Origin of the sequence: uncultured Thiohalocapsa sp., from assembly GCF_913062725.1 — a bacterium.
Lineage (GTDB): Bacteria > Pseudomonadota > Gammaproteobacteria > Chromatiales > Chromatiaceae > Thiohalocapsa.
On the sequence record NZ_CAJXWY010000042.1, the window covers coordinates 23086 to 35974 of the forward strand.

General features: G+C 69.8%; 9 protein-coding genes and 1 pseudogene. 4 read left to right on the forward strand and 6 right to left on the reverse strand.

The window, feature by feature from the left end; all coding sequences use genetic code 11:
* Positions 1-14: 14 nt before the first annotated feature.
* From QZ588_RS12335 to rluD, 3 genes are all read right to left on the reverse strand, one after another.
* Complete coding sequence (locus QZ588_RS12335) at positions 15-2228, reverse strand: carboxy terminal-processing peptidase (protein WP_295543151.1); 2214 nt, start codon at positions 2226-2228, stop codon at positions 15-17.
* A gap of 207 nt (positions 2229-2435) precedes the next feature.
* Entirely contained in the window at positions 2436-3209 is a 774-nt protein-coding gene (pgeF, locus tag QZ588_RS12340; RefSeq protein WP_295543153.1) for a peptidoglycan editing factor PgeF, read from the reverse strand.
* On the reverse strand, positions 3196-4140 hold the full coding sequence (gene rluD, locus QZ588_RS12345; protein WP_295543168.1) for a 23S rRNA pseudouridine(1911/1915/1917) synthase RluD: 945 nt from the start codon (positions 4138-4140) through the stop codon (positions 3196-3198). Before rluD ends, pgeF begins: the two co-directional genes overlap by 14 nt.
* A 134-nt stretch (positions 4141-4274) precedes the next feature.
* Here rluD and QZ588_RS12350 point away from each other — a divergent pair, with 134 nt between their 5' ends.
* A complete protein-coding gene (locus QZ588_RS12350; protein ID WP_295543155.1) occupies positions 4275-5093 on the forward strand; it encodes an outer membrane protein assembly factor BamD in 819 nt (272 codons plus the stop codon).
* A gap of 125 nt (positions 5094-5218) precedes the next feature.
* Here the strand turns inward: QZ588_RS12350 and QZ588_RS12355 are convergent, their stop codons facing one another.
* The 3 genes and pseudogenes from QZ588_RS12355 to sucC all read right to left on the reverse strand — a co-directional run.
* Complete coding sequence (locus tag QZ588_RS12355; protein ID WP_295543157.1) at positions 5219-5557, reverse strand: P-II family nitrogen regulator; 339 nt, start codon at positions 5555-5557, stop codon at positions 5219-5221.
* Between the two features lie 127 nt (positions 5558-5684).
* Positions 5685-6557 (reverse strand): succinate--CoA ligase subunit alpha, encoded by an 873-nt coding sequence (gene sucD / locus QZ588_RS12360; RefSeq protein WP_295543158.1) that lies wholly within the window; start codon positions 6555-6557, stop codon positions 5685-5687.
* A gap of 92 nt (positions 6558-6649) precedes the next feature.
* Positions 6650-7819 (reverse strand): annotated as a pseudogene (gene sucC / locus QZ588_RS12365) (ADP-forming succinate--CoA ligase subunit beta); the annotation flags it as partial.
* Positions 7820-7985: 166 nt separating this feature from the next.
* Between sucC and QZ588_RS12370 the strand changes: the two are divergent.
* The 3 genes from QZ588_RS12370 to argA all read left to right on the forward strand — a co-directional run bounded on the left by QZ588_RS12370 (position 7986) and on the right by argA (position 12708).
* On the forward strand, positions 7986-9596 hold the full coding sequence (locus QZ588_RS12370; protein WP_295543160.1) for an ATP-binding protein: 1611 nt from the start codon (positions 7986-7988) through the stop codon (positions 9594-9596).
* 115 nt (positions 9597-9711) lie between these two features.
* Positions 9712-11205, forward strand: coding sequence for a sigma-54 dependent transcriptional regulator (locus tag QZ588_RS12375; RefSeq protein ID WP_295543162.1), 1494 nt, complete (start codon positions 9712-9714; stop codon positions 11203-11205).
* Between the two features lie 141 nt (positions 11206-11346).
* Positions 11347-12708, forward strand: coding sequence for an amino-acid N-acetyltransferase (gene argA / locus QZ588_RS12380; protein ID WP_295543165.1), 1362 nt, complete (start codon positions 11347-11349; stop codon positions 12706-12708).
* Positions 12709-12889: the final 181 nt, after the last annotated feature.

The following is a 12889-nucleotide window of genomic DNA, read 5'->3' on the forward strand; positions in this document are numbered from 1 at the left end:
GATCTGCGGGCAGCTCACTCGCGCATCGCGGCACGCGGGCGCTGGGCGGCGTCCTGCATGACGATGACGTCGGCGAGGATGCGGGCGGCTTCCTCGGCCTGGATGCGGTCGATCACCTCCTGCTGACGCTCCAGGGCATCCTCGTCCACCTCGTCGGCGTCCTCGTCCACCGGCTCCAGTCCGCGGGCGCGCAGGAAGCGGTCGCGTTCCTGCTCCAGCACCCGGTCGCGGCGCTCGGATTCGCGGCGGCGCTCGCTCTCGCGCAACGAGACCTCTTGCTGCTCGCTGATCTCGCTCAGCAGCTCGCCGCGCGCCATCAGCATCTTGAAGCCGTCGTCGTCGCGGATGCGGGCATCCGAGCGCTGGCGCAGCTGCGTCACGTCCACCGGGCGGTAGGGGGAATAGCGCGCCGGGCGGATGCGGTCCCAGGGCAGGGCGTTCTCCAGGGCGCGCTCGCCATGGTCGGAGAGATCGGGCCCGAGCTCGAAGCGGATGTCCGGCTCGATGCCGCGCAGCTGCGTGCTGCCGCCGCTGACGCGGAAGAACTCCGCCATCGTCAGCCGCAGTCGCCCGAGCTGTGCCGCATTCCCCGGCAGATAGCGATCCAGATCGATCAGGGTCTGCACCGTGCCCTTGCCGAAGGTCGGCTCGCCGATGATGATGCCCCGGCCGTAGTCCTGAATGGCGCCGGCGAAGATCTCGGACGCGGAGGCGCTGTTACGGTCCACGAGCACCGCCAGCGGCCCCGAGTAGATCAGCCCGGGGTCCGGGTCCACCTCCACATCCACTTTCCCCAGCGCATCCTTGACCTGCACCACGGGCCCCTCGTCGATGAACAGCCCAGTGAGAGAGGTGGCCTCGGTGAGCGAGCCGCCGCCGTTGCCGCGCAGGTCGATCACCAGCCCATCGATATTCTGGTCCCGCAGTTCCTTGATGAGCCGGCGCACGTCGCGGGTGGTGCTGGTGAAGTCACGGCTGCCCTCGGACTCGGCACGGAAATCGCGGTAGAACGCCGGCACCTCGATGACGCCGATGCGCAGATCCGGGGCGTTGGCGGGACCATCGATGAGGTAGGACTGGGCGGCCTGGTCTTCCAACTGGATCTCGTTGCGCACCAGCTCCACCTCGCGGCTGCGACCGCCGGAGCCACTGGCCTTGGGCAGGATTTCCAGGCGCACCACCGAGTCCTTCGGTCCGCGGATCTTGTCCACCACATCCTGCAGTCGCCAGCCGATCACGTCTTCCATCTCGCCGTTGCTGCCCTGCGCGACACCGATGATGCGATCACCCGTGTGCACTTGTCCGGACTGGCGGGCGGGCCCGCCGGCGATGGTGCGCTGGATCACGGTGTATTCGTTCTCCGCGCTGAGCACGGCGCCGATACCCTCGAGCTTGAGCCGCATGCTGATGTCGAAGTTCTCCGATGTGCTCGGCGACATATAGCTGGTGTGCGGCTCCAGCGTGCGGGTGTAGGCATTCACGAAGGCCTGATAGACGTCGTCGCCGGTAAACTGATGCACGCGCCGGGAGATGCCCTCGTAGCGCTTGCGCAGCTGCTCGCGGATCTCCGCGTCTGTTTCGTCGGAGAGCTTGAGGGTGAGAGAGTCGTACTTGACGCGCTTGCGCCAGATGTCGTCCAGCTCGGCGTCGCTCTTCGCCCAGGGCGCGTCTTCCCGATCGAAGCGGTAGGTCTCGGCTTTGTCGAAATCGAAGTCCCCGGCCAGCAGCTTCAGTGCATATTCGATGCGGCTGTCGACCCGCATACGGTAGACGCGGAAGATGTCGAAGGCGACATCGAGCTCGCCGGCGTCGAGGTCGTCGTCGAGACGATCGGCGCCGCGGGTGAAACGCTCGATATCACGCTCCAGGAAGAACGACCGATTGGGATCCAGGTCGTCGAAGTAATTACGCAGCGTCGCCCGGGCAAAGCCATCGTTCAGCTGGAAGTTGCGATAGTGGAAGCGCTCGAGCACCTTGTTGATGACCAGCGTGGTCTTGGCTTGGCGCTCGGACGGAAACAGCTCCGCCATGCCCACGGGCGTGAACTCCGCAACCGCGGCGCAAGAGATGCACAGCCAGGCGGCCAGAAAGACCAGCAGCGAACTCAGGCGCCGGCGCCGCCGAGCGCCGTTAGTTGCGGGTGGCAGCGCGCGCGGGCACTGGTGCGCGCCCGGGTGGGCCGGATGGAGGATGTCGTCGGGACTGGACCGGGAAGTGGATGGATGCATGCTCGTCTCAGCCAGCGGCGGGCGCGCAGGGCGCGTATGCGGGACCGGCGCGCCGGTCCCAGGAATTTTGTTCGACATAGGACAGTAACGGTCCCGCGCGCCAAGTTCAACGATCACGCACCGGTTGTGCGGGTCGGGGCCACGCCGTCTGCACACGCCGGTTCGCCGTTGGACCACAGTCCACGGCGCCGACACCCGTTGCGGCGCTCAGCCGCCGTCGGCGGCGAGCCAGATCAACGTGGCCATGCGGCCGGTGCGTCCGTCCCGGCGGTAAGAATAGAATCGCGCCGCCTCACTCGCGGTGCAGAGCCCGCCGCCGCTGACGTCCCGCACACCGGCCGCCGCCAGGCGTCGGCGCGCGAGCGCGTAGAGATCCGCCAGCCAGCGCTCGCCGACACCCGGCCGAAAGGCCTCTGCGGCGCCGGCGTCCTGCGCCAGAAAGGCCGCCCGCACCTCGGGTCCCACCTCGAACCGGCGCGGGCCGATGGCAGGACCGAGCCAGGCCAGCACCGACGCAGGTGGGCATCCGAGCCGCGCCAGTGTCGCTTCGATGACGCCGCGATGCAGCCCGCGCCAGCCCGCGTGCACGGCGGCACAGACACGCCCGCCGCGATCGCACAGCAACAGCGGCAGGCAGTCGGCGGTGAGCACGGCGCAGACACACCCGCGCCCGCGGGTGAGTGCGGCGTCCGCCATCGGTGGCGCCCCGCCGTCGGCCGCGGTCTCCAGGGGCGCGACCTCGCAGCCGTGCACCTGCGCGAGCCAGGCGGGCTCCGCCGGCAGGCCGAGCCCGGCGCGCAGCCGCGCGCGGTTGGCCGCCACCGCCGCCGGATCATCGCCCACATGCGTCGCCAGATTCAGGGATGCAAAGGCCCCTGCGCTCTCGCCGCCGCGGCGGGTGGTGGTACAGGCGCGCACCCAGGGCGGCGCCGGCCAGTCGGGCACGATGACGTCGTCCCAGGTGAGCTCAGGCGCATCCATGGGGCCCCTCCAGGGTGGCCAGCAGGGCCTCCAGGTCCGGCGCCATGGGCACCTGCCACTGCATGGGTGCGCCGCTCTCGGGATGCTCGAGACCGAGTCGCATGGCGTGCAGCGCCTGTCGTGGAAAACGACGCACCGCCGTCGCCGCCGCCGCCGCCAGCCCTGCCCCCGCCGACCGAGCGCCGCCGTAGAGGGGATCACCCACCAGCGGATAGCCCAGGTGCGCCATGTGCACCCGAATCTGGTGGGTGCGGCCGGTTTGCAGCCGCAATGCCAGCAGTGTGTGCCCGGGATAGCGCGCCGCCACCCGGTAATCGGTCACCGCGGGCTTGCCTGCGGCGGTGACGGCCATGGCCGTGCGCCGCACCGGGTGCCGACCCACCGGCGCATCCACGCGACCGCCGGCGCTGAGCACGCCCACCACCAGAGCCCGGTATTCCCGGTGGATGGTGCGCGCCCGCAATTGCTCCACCAGGGACTTGTGTGCCACCGGTGTCTTCGCCACCACCAGCAGGCCGCTGGTGTCCTTGTCGAGGCGATGGACGATGCCGCAGCGCGGCAGCGTCGCCAGGGCCGGCTCGTGGTGCAGCAGGCCGTTCAGCAGGGTTCCGTGCCAGTTGCCCGCGGCGGGATGGACCACAAGCCCGGCGGGCTTGTCGATCACCAGCAGGTGCGCGTCCTCATGCACGATGGCGAGGTCCATGGGCTCCGGATCATGGTCGTCCTGCGCCGCCAGCCAGGCGCGGATGTGCACCTGCTCGCCACCTGCGAGCTTGGCACGGCGCTTCGTGGCGCGGCCATCCACGCGGACCATGCCGGCGTCGATCCAGTCTTGGATGCATGCGCGGGAGAATGTCGGCAGCAGCCGGGCCAGCACCTGATCCAGGCGCCGGCCCGCGTCCGCCGGATCGATGTCAAGCCGCTGCTCGATCCGTTGCCCGGCGGGGCGCGCCGATGCCTGCGGCGGATCGGCGTCCTGGCCGCCGACTTCGAACTGTTCTGTGTCACTCACCGAAGATTCGCTACAATGCTGGGCTGTACTATGACCTGCGATCTGGCCTCAAAATGCGTGCAGCGCTCATCATCCTACTGCTCGCCAGCGCCCTGTCCGGCTGCGGCATCATCGGCAAGGAGTTCGATGAGACCGGGGGCTGGACGGCCGCCGAGCTGTACAACAAGGCCTCCCGGGATCTGGACGGTGCCAATTACAAGCGCGCCATCGAGCTCTACCAGAGGCTCGAGACCCGTTATCCATTCGGGCGCTACGCCATGCAGGGACAGCTCGACATCGCCTACGCCTACTACAAGGCCGAAGAGCCGGAGCAGGCCGTCGCCGCCGCCGACCGCTTCATCAAGCTCTACCCGCAAAACCCCTTCGTCGACTACGCCTACTACTTGAAAGGCATCGTCAACTACAACCGCAGCATCGGCTTCCTCGACCGCTTCATCCCCACCGACCAATCCCAGCGCGACCCGGGCTCGGCGCTCGACGCCTTCGAAGACTTCGCAGAGCTGGTGCGGCGCTTTCCCGACAGCAGGTACGCGACCGATGCCCGCCAGCGCATGCTCTATCTGCGCAGCACCCTGGCCCGGAGCGAGGTCAACGTCGCCGAGTACTACATGAAGCGCGGCGCCTATCTCGCCGCCGCCAACCGGGCGCAATACGTCGTCGAGCGCTTTCAGCGCACGGCCGCCGTGGAAGACGCCCTGGAAGTCCTCATCGATGCCTACGACGCCCTCGACAAGGAGATGCTCGCCGCAGACGCGCGTCGGGTATTGGAGCTGAACCAGCGCGAAGGCCGCTTCATCGATGACACGCCGCCGCCGGAAGAGATCAGCTTAGGGCGGCGGATTTGGGACTATCTGGGCCTGGACGAGAACTGAGCCATCGGCGCTGCCCGACTCACCGCCCGCGGTGCAGGCGCGGTGTTGGCTGGCTCGGGCGCGTCGGGCGCAATGGCCCGATTGGCGCTGAAAGCCCGAACAGCGTTGGGGCAGCCTTCGCCGCCTCAGACGGCCGCTTCGTTCTCTTCACCGGTACGGATGCGCACCACCCGATCGATGGTGCTGATGAAGATCTTGCCGTCGCCGATCTTGCCGGTGCGCGCCGCCTTGGTGACGGCATCCACGCAGACGTCCAGCTGGTCGTCGGCGATCACCAGCTCGATCTTCACCTTGGGCAGGAAATCCACCACGTACTCGGCGCCGCGGTAGAGCTCCGTGTGGCCTTTTTGGCGGCCGAAGCCCTTGACCTCGATGGCAGTCATGCCCGTGATGCCGGCCTGAGACAAGGCCTCGCGAACGTCGTCGAGCTTGAAGGGCTTGATGATGGCTTCGACTTTTTTCATGGGTGCTCCCGTAGGGACTGGGGACAGGCGTTGACGGGGAGTATAAGAGCACACCGCCGCCGGCACCAGCGGCGCGCACGGTGACCGACCACCGACGATCGGCCGAGCGCCGGTGGTCGCACCGAGCTCAAGCCGCCACCGCCGCCACCACCGCGGCCCCCATGTCCGCCGGCGAGCGCACGGTGGTGACGCCGGCGGCGGTCAACGCCCGGTACTTGCCCTCGGCGGTGCCGGCGCCGCCGCTGACGATGGCCCCGGCATGGCCCATGCGCTTGCCCGCCGGCGCGGTGACGCCGGCGATGTAGGCCACCACGGGCTTGCTGATGTGCGCGGCGATGTGCGCCGCCGCACGTTCCTCGTCATCGCCGCCGATCTCGCCCACCAGCAACACCGCATCGGTCTGGGGGTCCTGCTCGAACAGGTCCAGACAGGCGATGAAGTCCAAACCGTGGATGGGGTCGCCGCCGATGCCAATGCAGGTACTCTGGCCCAGGCCGACGGCCGTGGTCTGGTGCACCGCCTCATAGGTGAGGGTGCCCGAGCGCGAGACGATGCCTACGCGCCCGCGGCTGTGGATGGCCCCGGGCATGATGCCGATCTTGCAGGCACCGGGGGTGATGATACCGGGGCAGTTGGGGCCGATGAGCACGGCAGCGCCGGCGTCCAGTGCCGCACGCACCCGCAGCATATCCAGCACCGGGATGCCCTCGGTGATGCAGACGATGACCCGGATACCCGCATCCGCGGCCTCCATGATGGCGTCCGCGGCAAAGGCGGCCGGCACATAGATCATGGTGGCATCGGCGCCGGTGGCATCGACGGCGTCGTGCACGGTGTCGAACACCGGGCGCTCCAGGTGGCGCTGGCCGCCCTTGCCCGGCGTGACCCCGCCCACCAACCGCGTGCCGTAGGCGATGGCCTGCTCACTATGAAAAGTTCCCTGCCGGCCGGTGAAGCCCTGGCAGATGACCCGCGTATCGGCGTCGACGAGCACGCCCATGATTCACTCCTCCGTAGCCGCTGCGAACGCGTTATCAGTGCTCGCGACGGCAAGTTGACGGGCGCCGGGCATGGCCCAGAGGTCGGCCGCGCTCAGGCACCGGCCGCGGCGGCGACGGCCCGCTGCGCGGCATCGGTTAGGCTGCTCGCCGTGGTGAGCGCCAGGCCGCTGTCGGCGAGCAGCGCCAGACCTTCGGCGGCCCGGGTGCCTTCCAGGCGCACCACCAGGGGCACGTCCAGGGCCACCTCACGGGCGGCGGCGATGATGCCCTCGGCGATGAGATCGCAGCGCACGATGCCACCGAAAATATTCACCAGCACGGCGCGCACATGGCCATCGCTGAGGATGAGCTTGAAGGCCTCGGCCACCCGCTCGGCGCTGGCGCCGCCGCCGACATCGAGAAAATTGGCGGGGTGTCCGCCATGGAGTTGCACCAGGTCCATGGTGGCCATGGCCAGGCCCGCGCCGTTGACCATGCAACCGATGTCGCCGTCCAGGGCGATGTAGCTCAACTGATGTGTCGCCGCGGCAAGCTCCCGCGGGTCCTCTTGGATCGGGTCCCGCAGCGCCGCGAGATCGGCATGGCGATAGAGGGCGTTGTCGTCCAGATCGACTTTCGCATCCAGCGCCAGCAGCCCGCCGTCCTCGGTGAGCACCAGCGGGTTGATCTCCACCAGTGTGGCGTCTGCACCTTGCAGCAGCTGGTAGAGCCCCTGCAGGATGCCGCCCAGGGCACTCACCTGCGCCTTGTCCAGGCCCAGCGCATAGCCCAGCCGCCGCGCCTGCCAGGGCAGCAGCCCCAGGGCCGGCTCGACGTGCGTCAGCAGGAGGCGCTCCGGCGACTCGGCGGCAACGGCCTCGATATCCATGCCGCCGGTGGCGGACGCCATAAAGGCCACCCGGCCCGCGGCCCGATCCACCAGCGCCGCCAGATACAGCTCGCGGGCGACACCCGTGGCCGCCTCCACCAGCACCTGCGCCACCGGCAGGCCCGCCGGGCCGCTCTGGTGGGTGCTCAGCCGCGTGCCGATCAGCGCCTGCGCCGCGTCGGCAACCTCGGCCACACTGGCGCAGCGGCGCACGCCGCCGGCCTTGCCGCGGCCACCGGTGTGGACCTGCGCCTTCACCACCCAGCCCGTGGCGCCGAGCGCGTCCGCCGCGGCGGCTGCGGCATCGGCGCTGTCCGCCACCCGCCCCTGTGGCACGGGCACACCGTGCGCGGCGAGCAGTGTTTTGGCTTGGTATTCGTGCAAGTGCATGGCGGTGTCGGCGACGGCGGTGTGCGAGGCCCGGCGGGCGGCGCGCGGAGTCCGTTATTCTGTGCCAATGCAGGCTCCCTGGCAAAGGCAGACGCGCGGCGGGCATCGGCGCCATGGCAGGGCTCGGGCCCCGGCGCCGTCCCATGACCACCAGGATGCGCTGCGGCGGGTGGCGCGTGCCGACAGCGCACTGATCTGGCTGTTGCTGTACCGGCCGGTGCTCGCGGCACTGCTGTGGCTGCTGTTTTCCTATCCGCCGCCGCAGCCCTGGCTCGGCAGCGATGCCACGGTGGCGGTCGCACGCATCATCCTCGCCCTGCACGCGCTCAGCGTGCTCGCCGGCGGCCTCATGATCGCCCTGCGGCGGCCGCGCCGGGCGCGCCAGATCCAGAGCGCCATCGTGCTCGACATCATCGTCTACACGCTGTTGATGCACCTCGCCGGTGGCGTCGCCAGCGGCCTCGGGCTGCTGCCCGCCATCGCCGTCATCGCCGGCGCCATCCTCATGGAGGGTCGGTTGTCGCTGTTGTTCGCCGCGCTGGCGACGGTGGGCGTCATCGGCCAGCAGGTCTACACCCATCTCACCGCCGGCGCCGCCTCGGGCAGCTACCCCCAGGCGGGCCTGCTCGGACTCACCTACTTCGCCGTCGGCGTGCTGGCGCATGTGATGACGCGGCGCCTGCGCGCCAGCGAGCGCCTCGCCGCACGTCGCCAAAGCGATCTCGCCGACCTCGCCCGGCTCAACGACAATGTCATCCAGCGCATGTCCATGGGCGTGGTGGCCATCGATGGCGAGCACCGGCTGCTACTGCTGAACGACGCCGCTCGGCAGTTGCTCGATACACCCGGAGCACAGCCGGGCGAGCGCTTGCTGCGGCTCGCACCGCCGCTCGAGGATTGGCTGCTGCATCGGCTGCGCGCCGTCGATGCGGCCGACCAGGACGACGTCCTGGTGCGCATCGGCGACAACGAGGTCCTGCCGAGCCTGCGACTGCTCGGCGACAGCCCCGGCCATGGCGCGCTCATCTACCTGCGCGACCGCCGCGAGCTGCTGCGCCAGGCGCAAGAGATGAAGCTGGCGGCACTCGGCGGGCTCACCGCGAGCATCGCCCACAACATTCGCAATCCCTTATCGTCGGTGACCCACGCCGCGCAGTTGCTCGGCGAGTCCCCACGCCTGGACGCCGCCGACACCGACCTGCTCGCCATCGTGCAGCGCAACGCCCGGCGCGTCGACGAAACCGTCAGCAGCATCCTGGCGCTGTCGCGCCGCCATGCCGCCGCGCGCGTCGACCTCGACCTGGTGGCGTGGCTGCGGGCCTTCGCCGACGAATACCGCGGCAACCACCCGGAGCGCGCCGCCGGGCTGCGCGTGCTGAGCGACAGTGCAGCGCTGCCCGTGCGCGTCGACCCACGCCACCTGGGACAGATGCTGCACAATCTGTGCGACAACGCCTTCCAGCACGGTCACCGCGACGGCACGGCAGCGCAGGTGGTGTTGCATGCCGCACACCATAGCCATCCGCGCGGTATCCGGCTGGACGTGCGCGATACCGGGCCCGGTGTTGCCCCCGAGCATCACCGGCAGATCTTCGAGCCCTTCTTCACGACAGCGGCCAACGGCACCGGCCTCGGACTCTACATTGCGCGGACGTTGGCAGAAGCGAACGGCATTCGTTTAGAGTATATTTCTGCTGAGCCGGCGGCAGGACGTTTTCGGCTGCTATTTGGCATGGACCGACGCGCAGCATCTGCCGCGACCGCGGCCGCGGCGCCCTGAGCCGCCAGCCGCCGCACGCCGAGCCCCTTAACCGCCAGCGCCAGATCTGCCAGCCCAAACCCGCCAGCCCCAAACCCGCCAGCCCCAGACCTGCGAGCCCCAGACCTGCGAGCCCATGTCCCAATCGTCAGCGTCCACCGCGACTGCGCTCATCGTCGACGACGAGCCCGATATCCTGGTGCTAATCGGCATGACCTGCGCCGGGCTCGGCGTGGCCACCGCCAACGCCGGCAGCCTGGCCGCGGCCCGCAACCTGCTCGCCCGGCAGCGCTTCGATCTTTGCCTCACGGACATGCGCCTCCCCGATGGCGATGGCATCGCCCTGGTGCGCGAGATCGCCCAGCACCATCCGCACACACCAGTAGCCATGATCACCGCCTACGGCAACATGGAATCCGCCGTGGCGGCGATGAAGGCGGGTGCCTTCGATTGCGTCGCCAAGCCGCTGGAGCTCCACCTGCTGCGGGACCTGATTCACGCCGCCCTCAAGCTGCGCAAGCCGCTCGCACGGCCCGATGCCGATGCCGATGCCGGTGCCGATGCCGATGCCGACGGCAGCGCTTGCGGCCTGCTCGGCACATCGCCGCAGATGCGCGAGATCCGGGCGCTCATCGCCAAGCTCGCACGCACCCAGGCGCCCGTGCTCATCAGCGGCGCCAGCGGCACCGGTAAAGAGCTGGCCGCCCGCCTGGTGCACAGCCAGGGTCCACGGGCGGATGCACCCTTCGTGCCCGTGAACTGCGGCGCCATCCCCGGTGCGCTGGTGGAGAGCGAGCTCTTCGGGCATCGGAAAGGCAGCTTCACCGATGCCGTGAGCGACAAACAGGGCCTGTTCCAGGCCGCCCACGGCGGCACCCTGTTCCTCGACGAAATCGCCGATCTGCCCCTGCCCATGCAAGTGAAGCTGCTGCGCGCCATCCAGCAAAAAAGCGTGCGCCCGGTGGGCGCCGCACGGGAGGTGGCGGTGGACGTGCGGATCATCAGCGCGAGCCACCACGACCTGAAGCAGGCCGTCGACTGCGGCGCCTTCCGCCAGGACCTCTTCTATCGCATCAACGTCATCGAGCTCTTCATTCCACCGCTGCGCGAGCGCCCCGAAGACATCCATAGCCTCGCCGACAGCATCCTCGAGCGCATCGCCGCCCAAGCCGGCAACGCGCCCAAGCGCCTGGGCGCAGACGCCCGCGCGGCGCTGGGTGGCTACGATTTCCCGGGCAATGTGCGCGAGTTGGAGAACATCCTGGAGCGGGCCACCGCACTGTCTGAGGCAGCGGTGCTGGGGGTCGCCGACCTGCGGCTGCCGTTCGAGCCGGAGGCGCCCGCGGCCGACGACGACGACCGCGTGGCGGAGCTGGCCCCGCCGTTGCAGTTGCCGCCACAGCCACAGCCGCAAGCGACCGCGGACACCGAGCCTCACAGCGACGCCGACGGCGACACCGACAGCGCGATCGGAGATCAGCCCCTGTCGGTGCAGCTGGACGAGGTGGAAAAAAAGGCCATTCTCAAGGCCCTGGATAGCACCCGCTGGAACCGCACCGCCGCGGCCAAGCGGCTCGGTCTGACGCCGCGCGCCCTGCGCTACCGCCTGAGCAAGCTGCAGCTGGATTGACGCGGCTGCGGTGGCGCGATCGCGGACAACGGCGCCATCGTCCCGGCGGCCTGAGCGCGGCGGCACGGCCAGCCATGGCACTACCCGGCCACGGTCGATGTCCGGCGCAAGCGGCGGCGTGCCGAGGCTATAATCGCCGCCGTGACCGCCGCCGACCGCAACGCCACCGCCTTCGCCCACTGGTTCCGCCAGTGCACGCCCTACATTCATGCGCACCGCGGGCGCACCTTCGTCATTGCCTTCGGCGGCGAGGCCCTGGCCGACCCGGCGCTGCCGGCGCTGGTGCACGATATCGCCCTGCTGCACGGCCTGGGCATCCGGCTGGTGCTGGTGCACGGCGCCCGCCCGCAGATCGAGCGCCGCCTCGCCGAGCGCGGCGCCGAGCTGCATTACGTCGGCGGGCTGCGCATCACCGACGATCAGGCCCTCGCCTGTGTCAAAGAGGCCGCCGGCAGCGCCCGCGTGGAGCTGGAGGCATTGTTGTCCATGGGCCTCGCCAATTCGCCCATGGCCGGCGTGCGCATCCCCGTGGCCTCCGGCAACTTCGTCATCGCCCGCCCCATCGGCGTGCTCGACGGCGTGGACTACCAGCACACCGGCAAGGTCCGGCGCATCGACCGCGAGGCCCTGCGCGCGGCGCTCGAGGCCGGCGCCGTGGCGCTGATGCCGCCCATCGGCTACTCGCCCACCGGCGAGGTGTTCAACCTGGCGGCCGCCGATGTGGCCCGGGCCGCCGCGGTGGCCCTGGCGGCGGACAAGCTCATCTTTTTGGTGGAAGGCGACGGCGTCACCGACGCCGCCGGCCGTCCGGCGTCGAATCTGCTGGCGGGCGACGTCGACGCGCTGCTCGCAGGCCACACCGCGCCGGAGGAGCTGGCGCAGGCGCTGCGCGCCGGCGCCGACGCCTGCCGCAGCGGCATTCGCCGCGTGCACCTGATCCCGCGCGGGCGCGATGGCGCCCTGCTACAGGAACTGTTCACCCGCGACGGCGCCGGCACGCTCATTTCCGACCGGCCCTTCGAGGAGCTGCGCCCGGCGCGCATCGACGACATCCCCGGCATCCGCGCCCTGCTCGAGCCGCTGGAGCAGGCGGGCGTGCTGGTGCCCCGCCCGCGCGAAGACCTGGAGCAGGTCATCGACCGCTTCCGTGTCACCGAGCGCGACGGCACCGTGGTCTCCTGCGCGGCGCTGTTCTGCTGGCCCGACGCGCAGATCGGCGAGCTGGCCTGCGTCGCCGTGCACCCGGACTATCGCACCCGCGGCCGCGGCGACCGGCTGCTCGCGCACATGGAAGCCCTGGCCCGGGAGCGCGGCCTGACCCGGCTCTTCGTCCTCACCACCCAAACCGCGCACTGGTTTCGCGAGCGCGGCTTCGAGCCCGCCGGCGTCGACACCCTCCCACCCGCCCGGCGCACGGCCTACAACGCCCGGCGCAACTCCAAGGTCTACGTCAAGACACTAAAAAAGGGGTCAGAGCCCTTTTGCGCAGCAAAAGGGCTCTGACCCTGAGGTATCCCCACAAATCCGCCCCGGGTCGTTCACTCAGCGAGTAGCGCATCATGGTCCCTCGCGACCCATTGATCCAGCGGCCCGATGGCATCGACCAACTCGGCCATGGTGGTTTGGCAATCCTCCAGCGTCAGCAGCAGCCGGGCGAGGAACAGCCGTGAGTAGGCACGGCGCT

Bases quoted from the DNA above. Each gene is read 5' to 3' on its own strand.
- QZ588_RS12335 (WP_295543151.1), bottom strand. From the start codon at position 2,228: ATGCATCCATCCACTTCCCGGTCCAGTCCCGACGACATCCTCCATCCG.
- pgeF (WP_295543153.1), bottom strand. From the start codon at position 3,209: ATGGATGCGCCTGAGCTCACCTGGGACGACGTCATCGTGCCCGACTGG.
- QZ588_RS12350 (WP_295543155.1), top strand. From the start codon at position 4,275: ATGCGTGCAGCGCTCATCATCCTACTGCTCGCCAGCGCCCTGTCCGGC.
- QZ588_RS12355 (WP_295543157.1), bottom strand. From the start codon at position 5,557: ATGAAAAAAGTCGAAGCCATCATCAAGCCCTTCAAGCTCGACGACGTT.
- sucD (WP_295543158.1), bottom strand. From the start codon at position 6,557: ATGGGCGTGCTCGTCGACGCCGATACGCGGGTCATCTGCCAGGGCTTC.
- QZ588_RS12375 (WP_295543162.1), top strand. From the start codon at position 9,712: ATGTCCCAATCGTCAGCGTCCACCGCGACTGCGCTCATCGTCGACGAC.